Raw genomic sequence first — 24,722 nt, 5'->3', positions numbered from 1 at the left:
GAGCGGCGCAGCTCACTTACTGAGCATGCGCATCGCGGTCTCCAGACCGGCGAGCGTGAGAGGATACATCCGATGCCCCAGCACTTCGCGAATCACCGACACCGATTGTCGATAATCCCACAGCCCTTCCGGCTCGGGATTGAGCCACGCGTAATGCGGAAAGTGGTCGGCAAGACGCCGCAGCCACACCGCGCCGGCCTCGGGGTTGTTGTATTCCACCGAGCCGCCCGGCTGTAGCACTTCGTACGGGCTCATGGTCGCGTCGCCGACGAAGATCAGCTTGTAGTCCGGCGTGAACTTGTGCAGCACGTCCCACGTGGGCATGCGTTCGGCATGACGGCGCCGGTTGTTCTTCCACAGGAAGTCGTACACGCAGTTGTGAAAGTAATAGAACTCGAGATGCTTGAACTCGGCCTTGGCGGCCGAAAACAGCTCCTCGGTGCGCTTGATGTGGTCGTCCATCGAGCCGCCCACGTCGAGCAGCATCAGCACCTTCACGTTGTTGTGCCGCTCCGGCACCATCTTCAGATCGAGCCAGCCGGCGTTCGCCGCGGTGCTGCGGATCGTGTCGGGCAGGTCGAGCTCTTCGGCGGCGCCTTCGCGCGCAAAGCGCCGCAGCCGGCGCAGCGCGACCTTGATGTTGCGCGTGCCGATCTCGACCTGGTCGTCATAGTCGCGATACGCGCGCGCTTCCCAGACCTTGACGCCGGTGCGGTTGCCCGCCGAGTCGCCGCCGATGCGGATGCCTTCCGGGTTATAGCCGCCGTTGCCGAACGGCGAGGTGCCACCGGTGCCGATCCACTTGTTGCCGCCCTCGTGGCGTTCCTTCTGCTCGTCGAACAGTTCCTTGAGGCGCTCCATCAACTTGTCGAGGCCGCCCATCGCTTCGATCTGCGCTTTTTCTTCGGGCGACAGGTCGCGCTGCAGCTTCTTTTTCAGCCAGTCGAGCGGCACGTCGAGCGCCAGTTCGGACTTGGCTGCCACGCCGTTGAAATAGGCGCCGAAGGCCTGGTCGAACTTGTCGAAATACTGCTCGTCTTTCACCAGTGTGAGACGGGCGAGGTAATAGAACTCGTCGAGCGAGGGCGCGATAACGTTGGCCTTCAGCGCTTCGAGCAGCGTCAGGTATTCCTTCACGGAGACCGGCAGCTTGGCCGCGCGCAACGAATAAAAGAAGTCGATCAGCATGCGGTTTCCTCCGCGTCAGCGTACCCGGCGGCTGGCGCGCCAGCGTAAGGCGTGCGCGTTTCGTTCAGGCGCACGCGCCCGGTTCAACGGTTGTTGCGGTTCATGAAAATGAGCCGTTCGAACAGGCTCACATCCTGCTCGTTCTTGAGCAGCGCGCCATGCAGCGGCGGAATGATCTGCTTGTGGTCCGCCGAGCGCAGCGCTTCCGGAGGAATGTCTTCGGCGAGCAGCAGCTTCAGCCAGTCGAGCAGTTCCGAGGTGGACGGCTTCTTCTTCAGGCCCGACACATTGCGCAGCTCGAAAAAGCTCGCCATGGCAGCGGAGAGCAAGTCCTTCTTGATGTTGGGGAAGTGCACTTCGACGATCTGTTGCATCGTCACCGGGTCCGGGAACTTGATGTAGTGGAAGAAGCAGCGGCGCAGGAAGGCGTCCGGCAACTCCTTCTCGTTGTTCGACGTGATGATGACGAGCGGGCGGTGCTTCGCGCGCACCAGTTCATGCGTCTCGTAGACGTAGAACTCCATGCGGTCGAGCTCGCGCAGCAGGTCGTTGGGGAATTCGATGTCGGCCTTGTCGATCTCGTCGATCAACAGCACGGTCTGCTGGTCCGCTTCGAACGCCTGCCACAGCACGCCTTTGACGATGTAGTTGCGGATGTCCTTGACGCGCTCGTCGCCGAGCTGCGAATCGCGCAGGCGCGACACCGCGTCGTATTCGTACAGGCCTTGCTGCGCCTTCGTGGTGGACTTGATGTGCCATTGCAGCAGCGGCATGCCAAGGGCTGCCGCGACTTCCTCGGCCAGCATGGTTTTGCCGGTGCCGGGCTCGCCTTTGATGAGCAGCGGCCGCTGCAGTGTCATCGCGGCATTGACCGCAAGTTTGAGGTCGTCGGTGGCGACGTACTGCGAGGAGCCTTCGAAACGCATGGCGAGACGCTCGTTCGGGGAAAAATTCCAGTATAAGTCAGAAGCCCTGTTGGGCCGAAACGCGCTGGCGTATGGTGTCATCCGCACCGGCTGCCGGCGCGCGACCCGGTGGGCGGGTCACGCATGGCGCCGGGCAACGTGCGGGTTTTCCCGCCGGCCGGCGCGGGGCGAGTCGGGCAAGCTTGACCGCCCCGCGCGGGGTTGCTCAAAAGCGCTGGAAGGCCCGCCGCTGCGGGGTTTCCGGCCGTCCTGCGGGTCTGCCCGAGCGGCGCGAAAACCCGCCGGACGGCCCCGCCCGCGCGGTGGACGCCCGCCGCAGCAGCGCGGTACAATTAGGCCGATTTTTTTGGCCTGCGTGGCAACCCTAGAAGAATAATGGTGCAGGCTTTTGCCTTTTCGGGCGCCCGTTTCCCCCCAAGCCAGGTTACATGCTATGAATAAATTCGTCGGCAAACACGTCGTGATCGCAGCGCTGTCGGTGCTAGCGGGCTACGCGGCCAGTGCGCAGGCAGCGGATGTCGTCGGCAACGCCAAGGCGGGCCAGGGTAAGGTCGCGATGTGTATTGGCTGCCACGGCATTCCTGACTACCGTACGGCGTACCCGGAGGTCTACCGGGTGCCTATTCTCGGCGGCCAGAATCAGGCGTACCTCGAGAACGCGCTGCACGCGTACAAGAAGGGCGACCGGCACTTCGAGACGATGCACGCCATCGCTACCTCGCTGTCGGACCAGGACATTGCCGACATTGCTGCGTACTACGCGGCGCAGACCCCCGCTTCGAAAAACAATCCCTACAAGTGATCGGCTGCGGTCATCCATCCAGTCACTGGGCTATTTAAATTTCGCGGGATAGGAGAATTCATGAAGACGCCCCATCAGGCACTCCACACGGTTTTCAAAACTGCATGTGCAGCCGTGGCAGTTTTCGGTCTGGCCGCAGCCAACATGGCGCACGCCGCCGACGCCGATAACGGCAAGGTGCTGGCCGACGCCCACAACTGCGCGGCTTGCCACGGTGTGAACCTGAACAAGCCAGTGAGCCCGGAGTATCCGCGGCTCGCAGGTCAGCATGCTGATTACATCTACTGGGCACTGCGCCAGTATCAGATGGGTAACGGCAACCCGCACCTCGGTCGCAACAACGCGATCATGCAGGCGCAGGTGCAAAGCCTGTCGCAAAGCGATATGAAGGACCTCGCGGCTTATATCGAGTCGCTCAGCGGCGATCTGGTCGAAAAGAAGTAAGCGCGCGGCATGGCGCATGTGGAAAAGCAAAACACCCCGCCTTGAGCGGGGTGTTTTGCTTTGGGGGTGCCGCGCGGTCGCTTGGCCTCCAGGTCCCTTAATCGCGCGAGGCGCGCTGCTCGATGCGCTGCAGGTACGCGTCCGTATCGGGCGGCGTGCCGGTGCGCTGAGCCTCCCACAGGGTTTCGCCGAGGCAATCCATGATGGCGTGCTGAGCGTCGTGGGTTGAGCCCAGGCGTGCGGCGAGCCGTTCGTGGGCGGCGCGGATGCCGGGCGGCTGGTCGATCGACAACTGCTCGCTGATGGCCAGATGCATGGACAGATGCAGGAACGGGTTGGTCTGGCCGCGCTCGGGCGAGTAGTCCTGGGCAGACGCGGCCTCGCCGTCCTTCAGCTCGGCATGGTACTCGGGGTGTTCGACGATCCAGTCGGCGGCGATCGCTTCGAGCGGCGTCAGGATCGAGCCTTCGCGCTGCTTGCGCCAGGTCTCGGTGAAAAAGCTTCGGACTTCGTCGCGGCTGGGATTGAACATCGTGGGCTGAAAGCGGTAGTGAGGGGCACGCGCATGACGGGCAAACCCGCTGCGCTATTTGGGCAAGCAGCCATTTTACGCCGCGAGCTGGCACGGCGCTGGCAGGCGTACATGCTCGCGTGGCTTACCTGGCCGTCACAGATCGGGCGGCGGCGTCTTGGGCCTGAACTCGCAGAGCGGCTCGATCACGCAATGCCAGCATTCCGGCCGGCGCGCCTTGCAGACGTAACGGCCATGCAGAATCAGCCAGTGGTGCGCGTCCTGTCTGAATTCGGCTGGCGTGAATTTCTCCAGCGCTGTTTCGACGGTACGCACGTCTTTGCCTGGCGCCAGTCCGGTTCGATTCGCAACCCGAAAGATGTGGGTGTCGACGGCAATCGTCGGCTGACCGAAGGCTGTGTTCAGAATCACATTGGCAGTCTTGCGGCCGACCCCGGGCAGGCTTTCGAGCGCTTCGCGATCGGCCGGCACCTCGCCGCCGTATTGCTCGAGCAGGATCCGGCAGGTCGCAATGACGTTCTTCGCCTTGGTGCGATACAGGCCGATGGTCTTGATGTACTCGGCCACCCCGGCCTCGCCGAGTTCGACGATCTGCTGCGGCGTGTTCGCCACCGGGAACATCTTGCGCATCGCCTTGTTGACCGACACGTCGGTGGCCTGCGCTGACAGCATCACGGCAATCAACAGCTCAAACGGCGTGGTGTATTCGAGTTCGGTGGTCGGATGCGGGTTGAGGCTCTGGAGTGTCTCGTAGATGGCGCGGCGTTTGTTCGCGTTCATACTTCTTCGTCCCCGCCTTCGATGCCCAGGCGCCGGCGGCGCGCTTCGGCTGCGTCGATCTGGGCCTGCACTTCTGCACTCACGCGCTCCGTATTCTGCGGTCCCGCGCCTTTTGCGGCCAGTTCTTCTTTCTTCTTGCGCGCCCGCTCCAGCGCGGCCTGGATGATGGCGCGCTTCTTCGCTTCGGCGTCGTCGGCGGGCGTGGCGGCTGCAGCCGCGCCGTCCGGGGCGGCGGTCGGTGCCGCCGCAGGCGCATCAGCCGTCACATGAGCGGCCGTGCGACGGGCGGCCGCGCGGGCCTCGGCGGCATCGCGTTCGCGCGCGAGCCGCGCTTCGCGCAGATCGTGGCGCTCGCGGGCCGCCTGAGCCTGGTCAAGCGTCCATGCGTCCCAGCCGGTTGCAGCGCCGGTGACCGGCAGCATCGCGATGCAGTCGACCGGGCAGGGCGCGACGCACAGGTCGCAGCCAGTGCATAGCGCCGCGATCACGGTGTGCATCTGTTTCGGTCCGCCAAGGATCGCGTCTACCGGACAAGCCTGCATGCATAGCGTGCAGCCGATGCACAGGTTCTCGTCGATCACCGCCAACGGCCGGGGCCGTTCGACCCCATTGTCCGGATTGAGCGCAATCACCGGCTTGCCGAGCAGGGCGGCGAGCCGCGCTACGCCTTCGGCGCCGCCTGGCGGGCACTGGTTGTAATTCGCTGTGCCAACGGCCACGGCTTCGGCGTACGGCCGGCATGCCGCATAGCCGCACTTCGTACATTGGGTCTGGGGAAGCAGATCTTCGATGCGGTCTGCGAGAGTTCTGGAATCGGTCACGGTCACGACGGTGAGGCTTGCCGGCGGGCCACTGCGGGCCCTTCACGGCAGGCGGGAACGAGGCGGATTTGCTCGCTCCATCAGGCGTAGGGGAAATAGCACATTATCGCCGATTTCCCCGATTGCGATTGTCAAACCATGTGCCATAATCAAAGCGCTTTTCCGAAAGACCGCATAAGGGTGTCCCCCAACTAGCCCGTTCAGTGCTGTCGGTGCAAGGCCCGAGGAGAGGCCGGCGGCACGATCCGGATAACGCGGCTCACGATGATGCCACCATGAATCAGCCGAAAATCAAAAGAGATCCTGAAGGCACCCGGCGCCGTATTCTTCTAGCGGCCGCTGAGGAATTTGCAAATGGAGGGCTGTTCGGCGCGCGTGTCGACCAGATTGCCCGCCGCGCTGAAACCAATGAACGCATGCTCTATTACTACTTCGGTAGCAAGGAGCAGCTTTTCACGGCCGTTCTCGAACACGCCTTCGGCGCGCTCACCGAGGCCGAACGCACGCTGGACCTGAACGGCATTGCGCCGGTCGAGGCCATCACCCGGCTTGCCCATTTCGTGTGGGACTACTACCGCGACCATCCTGAACTGCTGCGTCTCGTGAATAACGAGAATCTGCACGAGGCGCGGTATATGCAGAAGTCCACGCGGATTCGCGAAATGATCTCGCCGATTGTTGCGACACTCGGCAGCATCCTCGAACGCGGCCAGCGCGCCGGCCTGTTTCGCACCAACGTCGATCCGCTGCGTTTCTACGTCACGCTGTCGGGCATGGGGTATTACATCGTCTCGAACCGCTTCACGCTGGAGGCCACGCTTGGCCGCGATTTCAGCACGCCTGCCGAGCGCAGCGAGATCGTCCAGATGAACACCGAGTTGCTGCTCGCGTATCTGCTTAGGCGCTAAGCGATACTGAGCGTCTTAAGCGTCATTAAGCGCCACCCATGGCGATCTGGCGGCCGGAAGCGCGCTTTAACGGTGCAAGCAGCGGGCAAGCAATACAGGCAGGGTAAATACCAATCGCTTAGGCATGCTATCGGCTTACCAATCTGTAATAAATCGATGCACGCCTGCTTCGCAGACGGCATAGTAAACAACAACGGCCCCCGAGGGGGCCGTCGCTTTTTGCATTTGATGCGCACGCAACTTTCAGGAGAGCGGTCCGCTTCGAGCGGACCCGCAAGGCAAAGCCACTCAGGCTTCGACTTTTTCCTTCGCGACCTTGGGGGCCTTGTTGTGCGCGAGGATGAAATCGCGCAGTTGCGGATAGATGATGGTGCGCCAGCGGCGGCCCGAGAAAATGCCGTAGTGGCCGCACTTTTCCGCCGTGAAATGCTGCTTGTGCTCCGGCGGAATGCCGCTGCACAGATCCTGCGCCGCGCGTGTCTGTCCGTCGCCGGAGATGTCGTCGAGCTCGCCTTCGATCGTGAAGAGGGCGGTCTTCTTGATGTCCTGCGGCCGCACGCGTTCACCCGCCACATCCCAGGTGCCTTCGGCCAGGCGGAATTCCTGGAACACGACGCGGATCGTGTCGAGGTAATAGTCGGCGTCCATGTCGAGCACGGCGTTGTACTCGTCGTAGAAGCGGCGGTGAGCATCGGCGTCGTCTTCGTCGCCGCGCAGCAGGCTCTGGTAATAGTCCCAGTGCGAAGCCGCGTGGCGCTCCGGATTCATGGCCACGAAACCCGTGTGTTGCAGGAAGCCCGGATAGACCTTGCGGCCCACGCCCGGATAGTTCGGCGGCACCGTGTAGATCACGTTGTTATCGAACCATTCGAACGAGTGTTGCGTGGCGAGCGAATTTACCGAGGTCGGGCTCTTACGCGCGTCGATCGGGCCACCCATCATCGTCATCGTGCGCGGCGTTTCTTCGCCGCGGCTCGCCATTAGCGAGATGGCAGCCAGCACCGGCACCGTCGGCTGGCACACCGAGATCACGTGCAGATCTTTCGCGCCAATGTGACGGATGAATTCCTGAATGTAAGCAACGTAATCGTCGAGGTGGAACTTGCCCTCTTCGAGCGGCACCATGCGCGCGTCGATCCAGTCGGTGATGTACACCTTGTGGTCTTGCAGCAACGTGCGCACGGTGTCGCGCAGCAGGGTGGAGTGGTGGCCGGACAACGGTGCGCACACCAGCACGACCGGTTCGTCTTTCAGTTGGCTGACAGCGCCGCTGTCGTCAGCGAAACGCTTGAAGCGCAGCAGACGGCAGAAGGGTTTCTCCACGATCGTCTGTTCGATGATCGGGATGTTATGACCATCTTTAACAATCTGGTGCAGGTTGAATTCGGGTTTCTCGTAGTCTTTGCCTAGCCGGTAGAGCAATTCGTAGCCGGCGGAAAGACGTGTAGCGCCCGGAACGTAGGCGAAAGGGCTGGCCGGATTCGCGAAGGATTTCGACGCGGCCTGGGCCCAGGCGGTCAGCGGGCTGAGCAGAGCCCGCTGGAATTCGTGCAGTTGATAGAGCATGGGTGCTCCGGTGTTGGGGCGATTCGCATGGGGCTTCGCAAACACGCGTATCGCGTTGCGGCGGGCCGTATTGGTTGTGGTGGCGCTTGATTATCGGCCAACAGTCTCGTTTGATGATATCGGACAACGCGAAATTGTGCAACGCAGCAACGGTTACCTTTTTCGCGCGCAAAATGTCATGGAATCATGGTACTGGCGATGTTGCTGTGCCGCTATCCGGGGTTGCCGCAGGGTCAAGTTTGTCCGCCACTGTGCCGTTATGAGCGGACGCATTTTGAGACGGCTCGTTTTGAGACGGCGTGCTGGACGACGGCTCGTCGTGCGCTGCGCCGTTGTGCGACGGCTGTCCGGCCGCCTTGGCGATTTCCTGCTCGTGTTTCATCAGGTTGAACCCGGTATGCACAAGGGCCACATGGGAAAACGCCTGCGGGAAGTTGCCGACCAGGCGCTTTGCCGCCGGGTCGTACTCTTCGGCTAGCAGGCCCACGTCGTTGGCGAGCGCGAGCAGCCGCTCGTACATCGCTTCCGCTTCGGCCACGCGGCCCTGCAGTGCGAGGTTGTCGACCATCCAGAAGCTGCACGCAAGGAAGGTGCCTTCGCCGGGCGGCAGGCCGTCGTCGAATTCGGTGGTGCGGTAGCGCATCACGAAGCCGTCGCGCATCAGATACTTTTCGGTGGCGGCGACCGTGCCGATCACGCGCGGGTCCGACGGCGGCAGGAAACCAACTTGCGGCAGCAGCAGCACGCTGGCGTCAAGTTCGTCGCCGCCGTAGACTTGGGTGAAGGCATTGAGCGTCGGGTTCCAGCTTTTCTCGCAGACTTCGGCATGAATCTGTGCGCGAATCTCGCGCCAGTGGTCGAGCGGACCCGCGAGGTCGAACTTTTCGGCGGACTTGATCGCGCGGTCGAAGGCGACCCACGCCATTACCTTCGAGAAGGTGAAATGCTGGCGGCCGCCGCGCGTTTCCCAGATGCCTTCGTCGGGTTGCTGCCAGATGGTTTCCAGATGATCGAGCATCTCGCGCTGGACGTTCCACGCGGTGTCGTCCTGCTGCAGGCCGCCTACACGCGCGAGATGCAGTGCGTTCATCACTTCGCCGTACACGTCGAGTTGCAACTGGCCGGCCGCGTTGTTGCCGATGCGCACCGGTTTCGCGCCCTGGTAGCCCGGCAGCCATTCCACTTCGAATTCCGGCAGACGCCGCTCGCCGGCAATCCCATACATGATCTGTAACTGCTCGGGCGAGCCCGCCATCACGCGGGCGAGCCAGCTGCGCCAGGCGCGCGCTTCGTCGAAGTAGCCGCCGCGCATCATCGCCAGCAGCGTGATGGTGGCGTCGCGCAGCCAGCAATAGCGGTAATCCCAGTTGCGCGTGCCGCCCAACTGTTCGGGCAGGGACGTGGTGGGGGCCGCGACGATGCCGCCGGTCGGCTCGTAGGCGAGCGCTTTCAGCGTGATGAGCGAGCGCCGGATCGGCCCGGCGTATTTGCCCTCGACCGTGCTGCGCGCCGACCATTCGAGCCAGTGATTCTCGGTGCGGGCCAGCGCCGTGTGCGGATCGCGCGCCGGCGGAATGCGCAGATGCGACGGCGAGTACGCCAGTGAGAACGGCACCCGTTCGCCCGCCGACACGGTGAATTCGGCGACGGTGTGCATGTTCTCGCCTCGCAGTTCGACGGGGGTGCGCAGCACCGCCGTATCCGGTCCTACGATCGCCTTGATGCCGCTGTCATTCTTCAGACGGCTGACCCACGGAATCGAAAAGCCGTAGTCGAAGCGCAGCACCAGTTCCATTTTCATGCGCACCGTGCCGCGCCGGCCTACCACGATCCGCACCAGCTCAGACCAGCCGTTGCCGGGCGGCATGAAGTCGATTACTGTGACGGCGCCCTCGGCGGTCTCGATATCGGTTTCGAGTATCAGCGTTTCGCCGCGATAGCGGCGGGTAATCTTCACAGGCGTATCGGACTCGCCGGACCCGGTAGACACCGGCGCGATCAGCCAGCGTCCGTTCTGTTCGGTGCCGAGCAACGCGGCGAAGCAGGCGCCCGAGTCGAAACGCGGCCAGCAGAGCCAGTCGACCGAACCGTCACGGGAGATCAGTGCGGCGGTGTGGCCGTCGCCGACGAGGGCATAGTCTTCGATGAGTGCGGGCATAGGTGACGGGTTAAGCGGTTTGAGCGGGTAAGCCGGGCGTGTAAAGCGTACCCCTGGGAGCGCGCCGGGACGTTGTTATTACCGGATCCGCGGCATGCATTTTAGATCTGCGCGCCTTGGGGACAACTCGTCTTGGCATTTTGAGATAAGGCTGCCTACAATCGGACTTCGAGTAAATGGGGGAGGGCTGGGTTGCAGGTGTGGGAACGCCGGTCCATCACGCACGCCAATACTGTTTTCGAGGATGAAAGCCATGCTGAACCCGTCGAAATCCGATTGCATCACCATACTCTCAGCCGCCAGCGAACTGGCTGACGATTCCATGCTACCGCTCGATGCCGGCCGTCTAGGCCTGTCCCGCAATGGGATGCAGGTCGCCGCGTCGTTCCTGATCGCGCGGGCCTGCTTCAAGCGCGTGCGGGAAGGTGACGGCCATTATGCCGTCGGCAGCCTGTCCCTGCAGGGGCGGCTGCGGCTCGACCAGCTCGCCAACGGGTAAGTCCCTGAGCTGGTGCCGGGGGAGTCCTGAGGAAGTCCCGAGAGCAAGCAACGCGAACAAACCACGCGCATATGCGACACGGGTATGCCCCGAGGTTAAGGCCTGCGGGGCTTTCTGCGCTCAGAAATGGGATGCCCCCACGCCGAAGATTCCAATGATGCCGATGATGATCAGATAGAGCGCGACGATGTAGTTCAGCAGGCGCGGCGTCACGAGGATAAGAATACCGGCGATCAGCGAAACGACCGGGCCCAGACTGAATGTGACGTTCATGAATTCTCCGAGTGGTGAGGCAGGTGCGGGAGGGGACTTCGGCGGGCCGCATGCTGCGCGGCCCGGCTCAACGCTTTGGTTCTATCTTCTCTATACTTGCGCCGATAACTAATAGGGTTTTAGCCCAGAGGGCTTCAACCCCGGGGTTCCAAAGCGCATGCCCTCGAGCGCCTGGCAGATCAGCGGCACCAACCAACCGAATAACCCGATGTTCAGGAGGTCGACATGCATCGTAGTGACCGAGCCGGCGCCCGTGCCGCGCGCCAGTCCTCACTTCAGCCCGCCCGTAAACCCGCAATGACGTGGTCCGCGCGGTCAGCCCGTTCGATAATAAAAGGTTTCGTGCTTATGGTCTCGATCGCTGCTTCACAGGCGTTTGCCCAGGACGCCGGTCCGGCGCCGGCCGATGGTGTCTACGACATGCTTGTCGGCACCTACACGGGCGGCAAGAGCGAAGGCATCTATGTCTACCGCTTCGATACGAAGACGGGCGAGGCCACCCGCGTGTCGGTGGCGCAGACGGTCAACCCGTCGTATCTGGTGGTGAGCAACGACCGCCGTCATGTGTATGCGGTCAACGAACTGCCTGGCGACAACGGTCCGGCTTCGCAACGCGGCGGCATCAGCGCGTTCGGTTTCGATCCGGCGAGCGGCCAGTTGACGTTTCTCAACAAGGTGTCGTCGGAAGGCAACGACCCTTGCTACCTGAAGATCTCGCCGGACGGCAAGTATCTGCTGACGGCCAACTACTCGGTGGCGGCCGACCCGGGCGGCAGCTTCGCGGTGTTCCCGCTGCAGGCCGACGGCCAGGTGGGTCAAGCGGTGTTGACCGTGCATCATGACGGCAGCGGCCCGGTGAAGGGACGCCAGGACAACGCGCATGTGCATTCGACGGTGTTCTCGCCGGACGGCCATTATCTGTTCGCCCAGGACCTCGGCGCGGACAAGCTGTATTCGTACCGCTATACGCCCGATGGCAGCCGCGGTCTGCTCGGTCCTACCGAGTGGCGCTATACCGATGTGAAGGCCGGCAGCGGTCCGCGTCATCTGGTGTTTGGGCCCGATGGGAAGTACGCGTATCTGACAAGCGAACTGGCGGCGACCGTCAGCACGTTCCGCTACGACGACGGCAGGTTGACCCTGCTGCAGGTATCGCCGCTCACCGAGCCGGGCTTCAAGGGGCAGGTGGGGGCGGCGGCGATCCATCTTTCGCCGGATGGGCGTTTCCTGTATGCGAGCAACCGCGGCGACGCGAACGAAATCGTGATTTTCTCGGTCGATCCGGCCAATGGGCATCTGAAACTGGTGGGCCGGCAATCGAGCCTTGGTAAGTCGCCGCGCGAGTTCGCGATCGATCCGACCGGCAACTGGCTGATCGTCGGCAATCAGAACAGCGATACCGTCTATGTGTTCAAGCGCGATCAGCAGAGCGGTTTGCTCGAAGCGAATCCGCGGAAGATCGAGATTGGTTCGCCGGTGGATTTCAAGCTGGTGTCGCCGTCGTAAGGGGGGCGTGACGCAGCCGTAGGAGGTTGCGTCGTGACGCGCTTTAGCTATCAGCAAAACGGGCCTCGGAAGCATGCATGCCTCCGAGGCCCGTTTCATTGGATCAGCGTCCTCGTTGGCCGCCGTAGCGGCCGCCGCTTACTCGGCAGGTCCAGGCGCGAGCACTTCGCGGCTGCCGTTGATGCCCATCGACGACACCAGACCCGCCGTCTCCATCTGCTCCACCAGTCGCGCCGCGCGGTTGTAGCCAATGCGCAATTGCCGCTGCACCGACGAGATCGACGCACGCCGCGTGCGCACCACGAAGGCGACCGCTTCGTCGTAGAGCGGGTCGGCTTCGGCATCGGGCGTGTCGCCGAACAGGTCCTGGGTCGCACCTTCGCTAGCGGGGCCGTCGAGAATCCCTTCCTCGTATTGCGGCTCGCCGAACTGCTTCAGATATTCGACGATCCGGTGCACTTCCTCGTCGGCGACAAACGCGCCGTGCACGCGCTGCGGGTAGCCGGTACCCGGCGGCAGGAATAGCATGTCGCCCTGGCCGAGCAGCGACTCGGCGCCCATCTGGTCGAGAATCGTGCGCGAGTCGATCTTCGACGACACCTGGAACGCGACTCGCGTAGGAATGTTGGCCTTGATGAGGCCGGTGATCACGTCGACCGAGGGGCGTTGCGTCGCCAGAATCAGGTGGATGCCGGCCGCACGCGCCTTCTGTGCGAGACGCGCGATCAGTTCTTCGATCTTCTTGCCGGCCACCATCATCAGGTCGGCCAGCTCGTCGATCACGACCACGATCAGCGGCAACGTCGCGAGTGGTTCGGGCGCTTCGGGCGTCAGCGAGAACGGATTGCCGAGCTTCTTGCCGGCGGCCTCCGCGTCGCGGATTTTCTGGTTGAAGCCCGCGAGATTGCGCACGCCGACGGCCGACATCAGCCGGTAGCGTTTCTCCATTTCGCCGACGCACCAGTTGAGCGCGTTGGCGGCGAGCTTCATGTCGGTCACGACTGGCGCGAGCAGGTGCGGAATCCCTTCGTAGACCGACAGTTCGAGCATCTTCGGGTCGATCATGATGAGACGCACGTCTTCGGGCGTCGCCTTGTAGAGCAGCGAGACGATCATTGCGTTGATCGCCACCGACTTGCCCGAACCGGTCGTGCCGGCCACCAGCATGTGCGGCGCCTTGGCCAGATCGGCGACCACCGGATGGCCGGTGATGTCCTTGCCCATCGCGAGCGTGAGCATCGAATGCGAGTGCTGGTAGACGTTCGCTTCGAGGATTTCCGACAGGCGGATCGTCTGGCGCTTCGCGTTCGGCAGCTCGAGACCCATGCAGGTTTTGCCGGGAATCGTTTCGACCACCCGGATCGAGGTGAGGCCGAGGCCGCGCGACAGGTCCTTCATCAGGCCGACGATCTGGCTGCCGCGTACGCCGAGCGCGGGTTCCACTTCGAAGCGCGTGATCACTGGGCCGGCGGAGGCGCCCACCACGGTCACCGGTACTTTGAACTCCTGCAGACGCTGTTCGATCAGCAGGCCGGTTTCGGCAAGCCGCTCTTCCGAGACAGGTTCGACGTCCGTGTCGGCGCGGGCAAGCAGGTCGAGGGTCGGCAGTTCGACCATCGATGCCGCCGGGGCGCGGAATTCGAACCCGGTCGGCGCGTGGCCGCGCACCGGTGCGCGCGGGGTGACGGGTTCGTTTGCCGGTTCGCTGCGCGGCAGGGTGAGGGCCGCGGCGGAGGCGGTGAGGGCGCCGACGGGCGGGGGCTCGTCGATGAACTCGTCGTCGAGTTCGTCTCGCGTCGGGTGGGCGGACGCGGTTTCGTCGAGCGGGTCGTCGAGGGCGTCAGCCGAATCCCAAGGAGCGGGTTCGGGGAGGTCGACGGTTGCTTTGAGCGGGGTTGCCGGACCTTGCGCTTCGTGGCTCGCCGCAGTCACGGCAGCGAAGCCGGGGAAGCGAACGACGTTCGATGGAGCGGGCGCTGCGTCAATCTCCGCCTCCCAAGGCACCAGCGCCTTGTCGATGATCACCTCAGCAACAGGCGCGTGCACTACGCCGGCTGCGGCTACTTGTGCGGCGTTCTCCGCGAGGTTTGCAGAGAGCGTCGCGGTGGGCGCAGCATGTGCTGCGGCGATCGGGGTGGCTTCGGCTTTGGTTTCGATTGCTGCATTCGCTGCTTCCAGTATCGCCGGCGCTGCCTGCTCGTCGGTGGTCAGCAGCACCTCGTCTGCCGTCCGCGTAACCGGCAACCACTCCAACGGCGTTTCAGCGGCAGGTTTCGCGACGCTTGCTGCGAGCGTATTTGCAATGGCTTGTTCGACCGGCTCTGCGGCGACGGACTGCGCCGCCTCGGGCGGCACGATCGGCCAGTTCACGGTCCCGGCGTGCTCGGCGTTTCCGGCACGTGCGAGCTCCGCGCTTTGAGCGGATGCAGGCGCGGCGGCGTCGGCAGCAGGTTGTGCGTCAGCGGACCCTGAGCGCAGCGCGGATGTCTCGGGCGCCGCAATCGAACGAACCGGCGCCGCTGTGACCGGCGTCGCGGACGCATCGCTTGTGAGCTTGACCGTCTCGGCGCCGCCGCGTCGGGCGAGGCTCGCGCCTGCGATCGTGGTCCAGCGGGCCGCATTCTCTTCAATACTGCGCAGCGTTTCCTGCACGCTGGCGGGCGGCGTGGCACGCTCTGTCGCCGCCGCGGGGCGGGAAAAACTCGGCGCCTGCGGACGAGCGGGTGTGCCAGGGCGCCGTGGCGTAACCGGCGCGGCGCTCGCAGCCGGACGTGTCGGCGCTGCGGCGTTGGCAGCCCCGGGCGTTTGCACCGGTCTCTGGATTGACGAGGGCGGCAGCGCGTGGCGTGCCAGGCTCGAAGGAGAGCCCGTCGCAGCCGAACCGGTGGTCGAACCCGCAGCCGAACCTGCAGTTGACCCCGCAGTCGTACCGCCACGCGCCAGCGTCGGCATGGGTTGAGTGGCCGGGGTGCGATGTGGCGCTGCCATGGAGCCCGCCGGCGCTGCACCGCTCACGCTGCGGCTGGCGACGAATCCCTTCGACGCCGCAGCGGCCTCGCTCGCACCGGCCGCAGCCGCGGCTATGGCTGCGCCTACGGTCGCGCCCGCACCGCGCGGCGCCGTCGACGGCTCGCGCAACCAGCCCGCTGGGGCGACGGGTTCGGCCGGCGCCCAAGGCGCGGCGGCCTTATCGACCGCTGTGCCGGATGTCTGCGCCGGCGCCTGAGCGCCGCCGGCTCGCCGAACCGGCGTTCCGGCCCGCGCCGCCCGGCCAGTGTTTTCAGGCGTAGCTGCCGGTGCGCGCGGTGTTGGCGTCCGCGTTTGCCAAGCCGCGTTGCCGGGCGCGGCGCTCGCGCGCGCATCGCCGGCGAAGGCATCCTTCGCGCCGGTAGCACCAGCGGCACCGGCAGCGCCGACACCCCCCGTTGCGCCACGCGTTGCAGCGGGCGGCCGCCAAACGGTCGGGCGCGCGTAACGGCCGTTGCTCTTGGGAGCCATCGTGTTGGTCGGGGTCGATGCGTACGCAGGCAGCGTATCGTCGACGCTGCTGCGCCGGCGCGCATCCTCGTCACGCTTGGCGAGGCCGCGGGAGAGGCCGAGGCCGAAGGCGCCATCCGCCCACATGGCGACGCTGCTCCAGCGAAACTCGAGCAGCCAGGGCAGGCTCACGATCAGCAGCGCAAGCATGGCGAGCGGCGTGCCGATATAGCCGAGCAGCCGGCCAAAGCCGGCCGCGAGCGCGTGCCCGAGGCCGTCGACGCCCACGATGCCGAGCAGCGACGCCTCCAGCGTGCAACTCGCCACGAGGACGCAGATAAAACCGAGCCACAGGCGGATCGTGCCGGGCCCGCGCAGGCCGACGCCGCCTGGCAGCACAGACTTCACGAGACGCCACAAGAGAGGGATGAACCAGACGGCCGACCCGCCGAACCAGCCGAAAACTACCGTGTGCATGCTAGACATCAACGAATGACGGATCCGCGAAAACGCAATCCGTCGAGTTTAAACCGGCAAAGCGTAACGCTTTGGAGACAGGCGCGCGAGAACTTGCGCCTGAGTGAAAAATCGCCCGGTGAGCTTAGCAGACTGTGCGGGCGGCGTTGGCTGCGGCGCTGCTCCGGCAGCCAGCCGTCCGCGTGCTCATTGAGCCTGCCGCGCGAAGATCAGCGTATCGCCGTCCTCGAGAATCAGCTCCAGCTGCTGCGGCGCGCGCATCTGCACGCCGGTGCGATCGATGTGCGCCAGCGCGTCGAGATAGGCGCCTTCGATCTGGCCGCCGGGCGTCGCGCAGGCCATGCGCGTGCCGGCGAGCGGACCGAAGCTCAACTTGCCGTCTTTCAGTCCGTACGTGCCCATGTAGCGGTTGCATCCGGAGAAGCCGCTGGCGTGGCGCTGGCCGGTGGACGTCGAGAGGGTGAGGGTGATCGGCGTAGCGTTCGCGCCGCTGGGGACGTCGCGCAAGCTGCCGTCCGCCTGTTTCCAGCTCGTCAGGTCCCACGCCGTATCGTCCAGCAATTGGGTTGCCGCCGGGTTGAACGGATCGGGCGGCGGCGCCTTGTCATCCGGATGGGTTGGCATCGAGCAGGCGGCCAACAGGCTGGCAACGCCCAGCGCGGCGAGCGTGGTGCGGGCTGCAACGAGACGCGCAACACGTCGCGCTGAAGACGTTGGGAACATGGCGTCGATCCTCTTCAAACTGGCGAAGGCGTAAGGGTAACGCACTCAGGTTGCCGCACGCGAGCGCTCATGGCGCAACGCCCGGTGCAGAGGTTGCGCATGTTAACATTGCTGATCTACCCATTCCATCTCATCCGACATTTTTCTGGAGACCTCATGCAGATCGGCCAACGGATCGGCACCCCGCTTTCGAACTCGGCCACGCGCGTCATGCTGCTCGGCGCGGGCGAGCTGGGCAAGGAAGTGATCATCGCGTTGCAGCGCCTCGGCGTGGAAGTGATCGCGGTCGACCGTTATCCGAATGCACCGGGGCATCAGGTCGCACATCGCGCCCACGTGATCGACATGACCGACCGTGCCGCGTTGCGCGCGCTGGTCGAACAGGAGCGGCCGGATCTGATCGTGCCGGAGATCGAGGCCATCGCGACCGACGCGCTCGCCGCCATCGAGTCCGACGGTCTTGCGGAAGTCATTCCCACTGCCCGCGCCACGCAGTTGACCATGAACCGCGAAGGCATCCGGCGTCTGGCTGCGGAAGAACTCGGCTTGCCGACTTCGCCGTACGCGTTTGCCGATTCCCTCGAGGAACTGAAGGCCGGCATCGCCAAGGTCGGTTATCCGTGCGTCGTGAAGCCGGTGATGTCGTCGTCGGGCAAGGGCCAGTCGGTGTTGAAGAGCGACGCCGATGTCGAACCGGCATGGCAATACGCAATGGCGGGCGGCCGGGTCAATCATGGCCGGGTGATCGTCGAAGGCTTTATCGACTTCGAATACGAAATCACGCAATTGACGGTGCGCGCAATCGCCCCGGCAACGGGCGAAACGAGCACCTGTTTCTGTGATCCGATCGGCCATGTGCAGGTCGCCGGCGACTACGTCGAATCGTGGCAACCGCAGCCGATGAGCCCGCTCGCGCTCGAGCGTTCGCGCGAGATCGCCCACAAGGTCACGGCGGCGCTCGGCGGTCGCGGGCTGTTCGGTGTGGAACTTTTCGTGCGCGGCGATGACGTATGGTTCTCGGAGGTGAGTCCGCGTCCGCACGACACGGGTCTCGTCACGCTGTGCTCGCAACGGCTGTCCGAGTTCGAACTGCACGCGCGCGCCATCCTCGGGTTGCCGGTGGATACGTCGCTGCGCTCGCCTGGGGCGTCGGCGGTGATCTATGGCGGGCTGGACGAGGCAGCCATCGCATTCGAGGGCGTCGCCGCCGCGCTGGCCGTGCCGGAAGCCGATCTGCGCCTGTTCGGCAAGCCTGAGAGCTTCGTCAAGCGGCGCATGGGCGTGGCGTTGGCCACCGGCGCGAATACCGACGAGGCCCGCGCACGGGCAAAGCAGGCAGCGGCTGCAGTGCGTCCAGTGTCGACGCAGTAAGTTGCAAATGGCGCGTCCCGCATCCCGCGGACGCGCGAGGCATTTCAGCATTAACGGCAGGAGCAGTGCCCATGAACTCAGACACCCGCAAGATTACGCGGCTTCGCCAGTTGAGCCGCTTCGGTGCGCTGGGCGTGCTGGTGGCGCTATGCACGGGGTTGGCGGGCTGCGGCCTTGCCGCCGCGCCGTGCCGCGTCGCTTCTGCCGGGTTGAAAATCGTGCCGGTGGTCGGGCACGTGGCAGCCGCACCGACCGACGCCTGTGCCGATGTGATCGATCCATAACGAGGCGAGGAATCGGATGAGAACATGGCTCGTTGCGGTAACGGGTGTGTTGGGCGTGACGGCGGCGATCGCCAGCGCCTCGGGTGCGCCTCTGCGCCTCGCCGAAATTCAGACGAAAGACCGTCAAACCCACAAATACACCTGCGCGACCGGCAAGATCCTGCAGGTCACCTACTGGAACGCAGCTAATGGACAGAGCTTTGCGCTCGTGCCTGTCAAAGGGCAGGCGATGCTGTTCGTCAACACGCTCTCCGCCTCCGGCGCGAAGTACCAGGCCGGCAGCTATACGTGGTGGACCAAGGGGCCGCGCGCCGATCTCTACGATGCGATGGCGGGCGAGAATGCGCCGCCGATTCTGTCCGACTGCGTGACGATAGTGCGGTAGCTTGGCCGCCAAGCCTCTAGTCCACCGCTCGCGGCGCTCAGGCATCCGCGCCGCCTGAGCGCCGCGGCGTCAATCCCCGCCGCTTCATGCCGCATTGCCGCACGCGTCCCTTCGGTGCCCACCTGCGCGCAGGTTTTTCTCCCAGGTAGTAAGCTGTTCGACGCGCCCACCACTTCGTGCGTGGCCGCGCCTGTCATCGTCTTCGATCATCCGTTCCCGGATCCCACTGCGTGGGCGTGCCGTCCGCGCTCGTTCGTCAAGCGAGACTCTCAATGAAAGCATCGGATCTGTTCGTCAAGTCGCTGGAAGCCGAAGGTGTCGAGTATGTGTTCGGCATTCCAGGGGAAGAAAATCTCGATCTCCTCGAGTCGCTGCGCCGCTCCAAAATCAAGCTGGTCCTCACGCGCCACGAGCAGGCCGCCGGTTTCATGGCGGCGACCTACGGGCGTCTGACGGGCCGCACGGGCGTGTGCCTGTCCACGCTCGGGCCGGGCGCCACCAACCTCGTCACGGCCGCCGCCTATGCGGAACTGGGTGGCATGCCGATGCTGATGGTCACCGGCCAGAAGCCGATCAAGACCAGCAAGCAGGGGCACTTTCAGATTGTCGACGTGGTGCGGATGATGGAGCCGCTCACCAAATACACGCGGCAGATCGTCTCGATCGGCAATATCCCGGCGCTGGTGCGCGAGGCGTTCCGCCGGGCCGAGGAGGAGCGGCCTGGCGCGACCCATCTGGAGTTGCCCGAGGACGTCGCGGACGAAGAGGGCGACGGCAAGCCGATTCCCAAGAGCTATAGCCGCCGGCCGATTGCCGAAGAGAAGGCGATTGCGCGGGCGGTGGAGGCGATCACCAGCGCCAAGCATCCGCTCCTGATGATCGGCGCGGGTGGCAATCGCAAGACCACCACCAAGATGCTGCGCGAGTTCGTCGACCAGATCGGCATTCCGTTCTTCACGACGCAAATGGGCAAGGGCGTGATCGACGAATCGCATCCCATGTGGCTCGGCAACGCTACGCTTTCCGACGGTGATTTCGTGCACCGCGCCATCGATCACGCGGACTGCATCATCAACGTGGGCCACGATGTGATCGAGAAGCCGCCGTTCTTCATGCGTGGCACCGACTCGGGCGAGAAGACCGTGATTCACGTGAACTTTCTCGGCGCCGAAGTCGATCCGGTGTATTTCCCGCAGATCGAAGTGGTGGGCGACATTGCCAACGCGGTGTGGCAACTGAAAGAGAGCCTCAAGCAGCGCCAGGAGCATTGGGACTTTGCGCGCTTCAAGGAGATCAAGCAGCACTTCGACGAGCATCTGGTCAAAGGCCAGCTCGACAGCCGTTTCCCGATGTATCCGGTGCGGATCGTCAATGACGTCTATGAGACGACGCCGGTGGACGGCATCGTGTGTCTCGACAACGGCATGTACAAGATCTGGTTTGCTCGTTACTACCGTGCGCATGAGCCGAATTCGCTGCTGCTCGACAATGCACTGGCGTCGATGGGGGCGGGGCTGCCGTCGGCGATTGCGACCAAGATCGTACACCCGGACCGCAAGGTGATGGCCGTGTGCGGCGACGGCGGCTTCATGATGAATTCGCAGGAACTCGAAACGGCGGTGCGTCTGAAGCTCGATCTGGTGGTGCTGATACTGCGTGACGACGCCTTCGGCATGATCCGCTGGAAGCAGGAAAACATGAACTTCCCCGACTATGGGATGACGCTGAAGAACCCCGATTTCGTGGCCTATGCGCAGAGTTATGGGGCGCAAGGGCATCGCATCGAAGCGGCGGACGAATTTGCACCGCTGCTGCGCGAGTGCTTTGCGACACCGGGTGTGCATGTGATCGATCTGCCGATCGACTACTCGGACAACGAACGCGTGCTTAACCGTGAGATCAAGCGCCTGAGCGCGCAACTCTGAGCCCCGCCCTCGGAACCTCGCCGGGGCATGCGGCTTGCTGCGTGTGACCGTTTGGAAGAGGGATGGAACAGACCGCATCAAGGAGAACGTGTCATGTTGAAAAAGACTTACCCGTACTACCTCGCGAATGTGGCGGTGGCAGCCAACACCGATCTCGAAGTCACCGACAAATTCAGCGGCGAGGTGGCCACCCGTGTGGCGATGGCCGACGCCGCTGCGATCGACAAGGCGATTGGCGCCGCCGTCGAGGCGATGCCCGCGCTGCGCGCATTTCCGCCGTTCAAGCGCCAGGCGGTGCTCGAACATTGCGTGAGCCGGTTCCGCGAGCGCTACGACGAGCTGGCGATGGCGCTGTGCATCGAAGCCGGCAAGCCGATCAACGATTCGCGCGGCGAAGTCACGCGGCTGATCGATACCTTCAAGGTGGCGGCGGAGGAAGCGGTGCGCATCGACGGTGAAATCATCAATCTCGAGATTTCGCCGCGCGCCAAGGGTTATCACGGCTACGTGAAGCGCGTGCCGATCGGCCCGTGCTCATTCATCTCGCCATTCAATTTCCCGCTGAACCTGACCGCACACAAGGTGGCGCCGGCGCTGGCCGCGGGCGTGCCGTTCGTGCTGAAGCCGGCCAGCCGCACACCGGTCGGGGCGCTGATCATGGGCGAGATTCTCGCGGAAACGGATCTGCCCAAGGGTGCGTTCTCGATCCTGCCGGCCCATCGCGATGGTGCCGACCTTTTCACCACCGATGAGCGCTTCAAGCTGCTGTCGTTCACCGGCTCACCGGCGGTGGGCTGGGAGCTGAAGAAAAAGGCCGGCAAGAAGAAGGTGATTCTGGAACTGGGCGGCAACGCGGCGGCGATCGTCGACGGCGACCAGGGCGGCAAGCTCGACTACGTGGTCGAGCGGCTGGCATTCGGCGCGTTCTATCAGTCGGGGCAAAGCTGTATCGGGGTGCAGCGGATTCTCGTGCATTCAAGCATCTACGACGCGCTGCGCGAAAGGCTGATCGCCAAGACCCGCTCGCTGATCATGGGCGATCCGAAGAACGAGAAGACGTTCGTTGGGCCGATGATCTCCGAGTCGGAGTCGAAGCGCCTCGCGGGCTGGATGGAGAGCGCGGTGCTGGACGGCGCCAAGATCGTGGCGGGCGGCAAGGTGGAAGGCGCGATGTTCGAAGCAACACTGCTCGAAGACGTGAAACGCGATTCGGACCTGTATCGCAAGGAAGCGTTCGGCCCAGTGGCGATTCTGGAGCGTTTCGACGACTTCGACGCGGCGCTCGAGACCGTCAACGATAGCGACTTCGGCCTGCAGGCCGGTGTGTTCACCGATTCGCTCGCCCATGCCCATCTGGCGTGGGACCGGCTCGACGTGGGCGGGGTGGTGATCAACGACGTGCCGTCGTTCCGGGTAGACAACATGCCGTATGGCGGCGTCAAGGACTCGGGGCTCGGGCGCGAGGGCATCCGCTACGCGATCGAGGATATGACCGAGATGCGGCTGATGGTGATGCGCGAAACCTGGTGAGGGGGTAGGGAGGGCGCGGCGGTGGCCGGCCATCCGCCGTGGCCCACGCCGCCTTGACGGGCTGTCACAGGACTGTCGTCTGCGTACCCTAGTCTGTGCGGGCCTGTGGCGGTTTCCGGCGCGTTGCGGTCGGCCTTTCTGGGGTGTAAGCAGAAAGCAGACGCATGCGCCATGAGTGTTTTTGCTGAAGTGCTACAATACCGGCCTTTCCGGCGGGTGTTTCCGTCGGCCGGAGCCGGCTGCATCCTTCCCTGACTAAATCGGGTACCGTGCGGCACGCCGTGGCTCCGCTTCATCCTGATGCCCTCCGCGGCCCCGGCCGCAGCCGCGCCCCCCGCGCAGGCGCATTTTTAGCGAAAGCCACCATGTCCGACACAGCCGTCACGCCCAGTACCGCGACCTTTGACCAGTTTGGCCTTGCGCCCGACATCCTGAAAGCCATCGTGGAGCAGGGTTACACGACGCCTACGCCGATCCAGGAGCAGGCGATTCCGGTCGTACTGTCGGGTCGCGACGTCATGGGCGCCGCGCAGACTGGCACTGGCAAGACCGCGAGTTTTTCGCTGCCGATCATCCAGCGCCTGCTGCCGCACGCCAGCACGAGCGCTTCGCCCGCGCGCCACCCGGTGCGCGCGCTGATTCTCACCCCGACCCGCGAACTGGCCGACCAGGTGGCTGCCAACGTGCACGCTTACGCCAAGCATACGGCGCTGCGCAGCGCGGTGGTGTTCGGCGGCGTGGATATGAACCCGCAGTCCGAGCAACTGCGTCGCGGTGTGGAGATTCTGATCGCCACGCCGGGCCGTCTGCTCGATCACGTGCAACAGAAGACGGCCAATCTGGGGCAGGTGCAGATGCTGGTGCTCGACGAAGCCGACCGTATGCTCGATATGGGCTTCCTGCCGGATTTGCAGCGCATCCTGAATCTGCTGCCGAAGGAACGCCAGACGCTGCTGTTTTCGGCGACGTTCTCGGGTGAAATCAAGAAGCTGGCGGCGACGTATCTGCGCAACCCGCAGACTATTGAAGTGGCGCGCAGCAATTCCACCGCGACTAATGTTACCCAGACGGTTTATGAAGTGGCCGAGGGCGACAAGACCGGTGCGGTGGTGCAACTGATTCGCGAGCGCGGTCTGAAGCAGGTGATCGTGTTCTGTAACAGCAAGATTGGCGCGAGCCGTTTGGCGCGTAGTCTCGAGCGTGATGGTGTGGTGGCGACCGCGATTCACGGCGATCGGACCCAGAACGAGCGCATGCAGGCTCTGGATGCGTTCAAGCGTGGTGAAATCGAGGCTCTGGTGGCGACGGATGTCGCTGCGCGGGGGCTCGATATTGCTGAGTTGCCGGCTGTGATTAACTTCGATCTGCCGTTTAATGCCGAAGATTATGTGCACCGGATTGGGCGCACTGGGCGTGCTGGGGCTTCCGGGGATGCGCTTTCTTTGTGTAGCCCGAATGAGCGTAAGCAGCTCGCCGATATCGAGAAGTTGATCAAGCGGCCGCTTGATGTGCAACGGCTTACCGTTGATTTGCCTGTGCGGCATCATCATGAGGAGCGTGCGCCGCGGCGTGATCGGGAAGGGCGCGAGGAACGGGGCAGCCGTCGGCGTACGGGTGCTTCCGGTGCGGGCTCTTCTTCGTCGTTTGATCGGCCGCATCATCATCGGCAAGCGCCTGTGGATGATTTCTTCTCCAAGCCTTATGAGCCCTCGCCTTCTAGTCGTAAGGCGGATGAAGTTGCCGATATTGCTGCTGCGCAGAAGCCGGTTTCTAAGCAGCCGCTCGCTGCTCTGCTGGGTGGGTTTGGGATGCCCAGGAAGAGTACTTCTTCCTCTTCTTCGTAAGCGGTTTTTTTGCCTGCGTGGCGCTTTGGTGGTTGTTCTTGCGGTGTTGGCCTTTCCTTGCGTTCTTAGTGGTCTATTTGCGTTGCCCCTGTGCGGGGCGGCACTTACTTTCTTTGCCGCCGCAAAGAAAGTAAGCAAAGAAAGCGGGCTCACACCGCCAGCTCGTAGGTGTCCACCTCTTGTGTGACCCCAGAGTGGTCCGAGACGAGACGTGCTCTCGCACCACATCCCCCAGTGACACAGCAGTCATCCGCTCCAGCGCGCGCTTCGCGCCGCCGTCGGGTCTTTCTCCCCTTCGGCCCC

Annotated in this window: 21 protein-coding genes; 11 read left to right on the top strand and 10 right to left on the bottom strand. The window is 64.0% G+C overall.

Annotated features, from left to right (window positions below; genetic code table 11):
- Positions 1–12: 12 nt before the first annotated feature.
- On the bottom strand, positions 13–1,188 hold the full coding sequence (locus BLQ92_RS26000) for a vWA domain-containing protein (protein WP_090688330.1): 1,176 nt from the start codon (positions 1,186–1,188) through the stop codon (positions 13–15).
- Between the two features lie 83 nt (positions 1,189–1,271).
- The gene (locus BLQ92_RS25995; RefSeq protein ID WP_090688327.1) at positions 1,272–2,114 is read right to left on the bottom strand and encodes an AAA family ATPase; all 843 of its coding nucleotides are present in this window, start codon (positions 2,112–2,114) and stop codon (positions 1,272–1,274) included.
- Positions 2,115–2,547: 433 nt separating this feature from the next.
- Between BLQ92_RS25995 and BLQ92_RS25990 the strand changes: the two genes are divergently transcribed.
- Positions 2,548–2,916: a c-type cytochrome gene (locus tag BLQ92_RS25990; protein WP_090688323.1), complete on the top strand. Its 369-nt coding sequence runs from the start codon at positions 2,548–2,550 to the stop codon at positions 2,914–2,916.
- A 60-nt stretch (positions 2,917–2,976) separates the two neighbouring features.
- Positions 2,977–3,360: a c-type cytochrome gene (locus BLQ92_RS25985; RefSeq protein ID WP_090688320.1), complete on the top strand. Its 384-nt coding sequence runs from the start codon at positions 2,977–2,979 to the stop codon at positions 3,358–3,360.
- Positions 3,361–3,457: 97 nt separating this feature from the next.
- Here the strand turns inward: BLQ92_RS25985 and BLQ92_RS25980 are convergent, their stop codons facing one another.
- The 3 genes from BLQ92_RS25980 to rsxB form a co-directional block, all read right to left on the bottom strand.
- A complete protein-coding gene (locus BLQ92_RS25980; RefSeq protein WP_090688317.1) occupies positions 3,458–3,892 on the bottom strand; it encodes a DUF1841 family protein in 435 nt (144 codons plus the stop codon).
- A gap of 135 nt (positions 3,893–4,027) precedes the next feature.
- Positions 4,028–4,672 carry an endonuclease III gene (gene nth, locus BLQ92_RS25975; RefSeq protein WP_090688313.1) on the bottom strand — a complete coding sequence of 215 codons (645 nt, stop codon included), beginning with the start codon at positions 4,670–4,672 and terminating at the stop codon, positions 4,028–4,030.
- Positions 4,669–5,499: an electron transport complex subunit RsxB gene (gene rsxB, locus BLQ92_RS25970; RefSeq protein ID WP_175772601.1), complete on the bottom strand. Its 831-nt coding sequence runs from the start codon at positions 5,497–5,499 to the stop codon at positions 4,669–4,671. Before rsxB ends, nth begins: the two co-directional genes overlap by 4 nt.
- Before the next feature lie 269 nt (positions 5,500–5,768).
- Between rsxB and BLQ92_RS25965 the strand changes: the two genes are divergently transcribed.
- Positions 5,769–6,401 (top strand): TetR/AcrR family transcriptional regulator, encoded by a 633-nt coding sequence (locus tag BLQ92_RS25965; RefSeq protein ID WP_090688310.1) that lies wholly within the window; start codon positions 5,769–5,771, stop codon positions 6,399–6,401.
- Positions 6,402–6,689: 288 nt separating this feature from the next.
- On the opposite strand, the gene BLQ92_RS25960 is transcribed toward BLQ92_RS25965, so the two are convergent.
- Together BLQ92_RS25960 and BLQ92_RS25955 are read right to left on the bottom strand one after the other, a co-directional pair.
- The gene (locus BLQ92_RS25960; RefSeq protein WP_090688306.1) at positions 6,690–7,967 is read right to left on the bottom strand and encodes a polyhydroxyalkanoate depolymerase; all 1,278 of its coding nucleotides are present in this window, start codon (positions 7,965–7,967) and stop codon (positions 6,690–6,692) included.
- A gap of 184 nt (positions 7,968–8,151) precedes the next feature.
- Positions 8,152–10,125 (bottom strand): glycoside hydrolase family 15 protein, encoded by a 1,974-nt coding sequence (locus BLQ92_RS25955; protein ID WP_090688302.1) that lies wholly within the window; start codon positions 10,123–10,125, stop codon positions 8,152–8,154.
- 253 nt (positions 10,126–10,378) lie between these two features.
- Here BLQ92_RS25955 and BLQ92_RS25950 point away from each other — a divergent pair, with 253 nt between their 5' ends.
- Positions 10,379–10,624 (top strand): hypothetical protein, encoded by a 246-nt coding sequence (locus tag BLQ92_RS25950; RefSeq protein WP_090688300.1) that lies wholly within the window; start codon positions 10,379–10,381, stop codon positions 10,622–10,624.
- 120 nt (positions 10,625–10,744) lie between these two features.
- On the opposite strand, the gene BLQ92_RS25945 is transcribed toward BLQ92_RS25950, so the two are convergent.
- Positions 10,745–10,897 carry a DUF3096 domain-containing protein gene (locus BLQ92_RS25945; RefSeq protein ID WP_090688297.1) on the bottom strand — a complete coding sequence of 51 codons (153 nt, stop codon included), beginning with the start codon at positions 10,895–10,897 and terminating at the stop codon, positions 10,745–10,747.
- A 297-nt stretch (positions 10,898–11,194) separates the two neighbouring features.
- On the opposite strand from BLQ92_RS25945, the gene BLQ92_RS25940 reads away from it, so the two are divergent.
- A complete protein-coding gene (locus BLQ92_RS25940) occupies positions 11,195–12,403 on the top strand; it encodes a lactonase family protein (protein ID WP_244106307.1) in 1,209 nt (402 codons plus the stop codon).
- A gap of 138 nt (positions 12,404–12,541) precedes the next feature.
- Here BLQ92_RS25940 and BLQ92_RS25935 read toward each other — a convergent pair whose 3' ends face one another.
- Together BLQ92_RS25935 and BLQ92_RS25930 are read right to left on the bottom strand one after the other, a co-directional pair.
- A complete protein-coding gene (locus BLQ92_RS25935) occupies positions 12,542–16,357 on the bottom strand; it encodes an FtsK/SpoIIIE family DNA translocase (protein WP_143016665.1) in 3,816 nt (1,271 codons plus the stop codon).
- 186 nt (positions 16,358–16,543) lie between these two features.
- A complete protein-coding gene (locus BLQ92_RS25930; RefSeq protein WP_090688292.1) occupies positions 16,544–17,080 on the bottom strand; it encodes an META domain-containing protein in 537 nt (178 codons plus the stop codon).
- 156 nt (positions 17,081–17,236) lie between these two features.
- Between BLQ92_RS25930 and purT the strand changes: the two genes are divergently transcribed.
- The 6 genes from purT to BLQ92_RS25900 all read left to right on the top strand — a co-directional run bounded on the left by purT (position 17,237) and on the right by BLQ92_RS25900 (position 24,419).
- Positions 17,237–18,451 carry a formate-dependent phosphoribosylglycinamide formyltransferase gene (purT, locus tag BLQ92_RS25925; RefSeq protein WP_090688290.1) on the top strand — a complete coding sequence of 405 codons (1,215 nt, stop codon included), beginning with the start codon at positions 17,237–17,239 and terminating at the stop codon, positions 18,449–18,451.
- Positions 18,452–18,522: 71 nt separating this feature from the next.
- Complete coding sequence (locus BLQ92_RS25920) at positions 18,523–18,735, top strand: DUF6726 family protein (protein ID WP_090688287.1); 213 nt, start codon at positions 18,523–18,525, stop codon at positions 18,733–18,735.
- A gap of 16 nt (positions 18,736–18,751) precedes the next feature.
- On the top strand, positions 18,752–19,120 hold the full coding sequence (locus BLQ92_RS25915; RefSeq protein WP_090688284.1) for an MliC family protein: 369 nt from the start codon (positions 18,752–18,754) through the stop codon (positions 19,118–19,120).
- A 272-nt stretch (positions 19,121–19,392) separates the two neighbouring features.
- Entirely contained in the window at positions 19,393–21,045 is a 1,653-nt protein-coding gene (locus tag BLQ92_RS25910; RefSeq protein WP_090688281.1) for an acetolactate synthase large subunit, read from the top strand.
- A 93-nt stretch (positions 21,046–21,138) separates the two neighbouring features.
- The gene (locus BLQ92_RS25905; protein WP_090688277.1) at positions 21,139–22,575 is read left to right on the top strand and encodes an aldehyde dehydrogenase family protein; all 1,437 of its coding nucleotides are present in this window, start codon (positions 21,139–21,141) and stop codon (positions 22,573–22,575) included.
- A 365-nt stretch (positions 22,576–22,940) separates the two neighbouring features.
- The gene (locus tag BLQ92_RS25900) at positions 22,941–24,419 is read left to right on the top strand and encodes a DEAD/DEAH box helicase (RefSeq protein WP_090688276.1); all 1,479 of its coding nucleotides are present in this window, start codon (positions 22,941–22,943) and stop codon (positions 24,417–24,419) included.
- The last annotated feature ends 303 nt before the right edge of the window (positions 24,420–24,722 follow it).

The sequence above is a fragment of the Paraburkholderia phenazinium genome, from assembly GCF_900100735.1.
Taxonomy (GTDB): Bacteria; Pseudomonadota; Gammaproteobacteria; order Burkholderiales; family Burkholderiaceae; genus Paraburkholderia; species Paraburkholderia phenazinia.
Note: the sequence above shows the minus strand (reverse complement) of the source record. Positions and strands in the feature narration are given on the sequence as shown.

What these genes read in the sequence shown, in the direction of transcription:
- BLQ92_RS26000 (WP_090688330.1), bottom strand. Translation starts at nt 1,188, where the DNA reads ATGCTGATCGACTTCTTTTATTCGTTGCGCGCGGCCAAGCTGCCGGTC.
- BLQ92_RS25995 (WP_090688327.1), bottom strand. Translation starts at nt 2,114, where the DNA reads ATGCGTTTCGAAGGCTCCTCGCAGTACGTCGCCACCGACGACCTCAAA.
- BLQ92_RS25990 (WP_090688323.1), top strand. Translation starts at nt 2,548, where the DNA reads ATGAATAAATTCGTCGGCAAACACGTCGTGATCGCAGCGCTGTCGGTG.
- BLQ92_RS25985 (WP_090688320.1), top strand. Translation starts at nt 2,977, where the DNA reads ATGAAGACGCCCCATCAGGCACTCCACACGGTTTTCAAAACTGCATGT.
- BLQ92_RS25980 (WP_090688317.1), bottom strand. Translation starts at nt 3,892, where the DNA reads ATGTTCAATCCCAGCCGCGACGAAGTCCGAAGCTTTTTCACCGAGACC.
- nth (WP_090688313.1), bottom strand. Translation starts at nt 4,672, where the DNA reads ATGAACGCGAACAAACGCCGCGCCATCTACGAGACACTCCAGAGCCTC.
- BLQ92_RS25965 (WP_090688310.1), top strand. Translation starts at nt 5,769, where the DNA reads ATGAATCAGCCGAAAATCAAAAGAGATCCTGAAGGCACCCGGCGCCGT.
- BLQ92_RS25960 (WP_090688306.1), bottom strand. Translation starts at nt 7,967, where the DNA reads ATGCTCTATCAACTGCACGAATTCCAGCGGGCTCTGCTCAGCCCGCTG.
- BLQ92_RS25955 (WP_090688302.1), bottom strand. Translation starts at nt 10,125, where the DNA reads ATGCCCGCACTCATCGAAGACTATGCCCTCGTCGGCGACGGCCACACC.
- BLQ92_RS25950 (WP_090688300.1), top strand. Translation starts at nt 10,379, where the DNA reads ATGCTGAACCCGTCGAAATCCGATTGCATCACCATACTCTCAGCCGCC.
- BLQ92_RS25945 (WP_090688297.1), bottom strand. Translation starts at nt 10,897, where the DNA reads ATGAACGTCACATTCAGTCTGGGCCCGGTCGTTTCGCTGATCGCCGGT.
- BLQ92_RS25940 (WP_244106307.1), top strand. Translation starts at nt 11,195, where the DNA reads ATGACGTGGTCCGCGCGGTCAGCCCGTTCGATAATAAAAGGTTTCGTG.
- BLQ92_RS25935 (WP_143016665.1), bottom strand. Translation starts at nt 16,357, where the DNA reads ATGCACACGGTAGTTTTCGGCTGGTTCGGCGGGTCGGCCGTCTGGTTC.
- BLQ92_RS25930 (WP_090688292.1), bottom strand. Translation starts at nt 17,080, where the DNA reads ATGTTCCCAACGTCTTCAGCGCGACGTGTTGCGCGTCTCGTTGCAGCC.
- purT (WP_090688290.1), top strand. Translation starts at nt 17,237, where the DNA reads ATGCAGATCGGCCAACGGATCGGCACCCCGCTTTCGAACTCGGCCACG.
- BLQ92_RS25920 (WP_090688287.1), top strand. Translation starts at nt 18,523, where the DNA reads ATGAACTCAGACACCCGCAAGATTACGCGGCTTCGCCAGTTGAGCCGC.
- BLQ92_RS25915 (WP_090688284.1), top strand. Translation starts at nt 18,752, where the DNA reads ATGAGAACATGGCTCGTTGCGGTAACGGGTGTGTTGGGCGTGACGGCG.
- BLQ92_RS25910 (WP_090688281.1), top strand. Translation starts at nt 19,393, where the DNA reads ATGAAAGCATCGGATCTGTTCGTCAAGTCGCTGGAAGCCGAAGGTGTC.
- BLQ92_RS25905 (WP_090688277.1), top strand. Translation starts at nt 21,139, where the DNA reads ATGTTGAAAAAGACTTACCCGTACTACCTCGCGAATGTGGCGGTGGCA.
- BLQ92_RS25900 (WP_090688276.1), top strand. Translation starts at nt 22,941, where the DNA reads ATGTCCGACACAGCCGTCACGCCCAGTACCGCGACCTTTGACCAGTTT.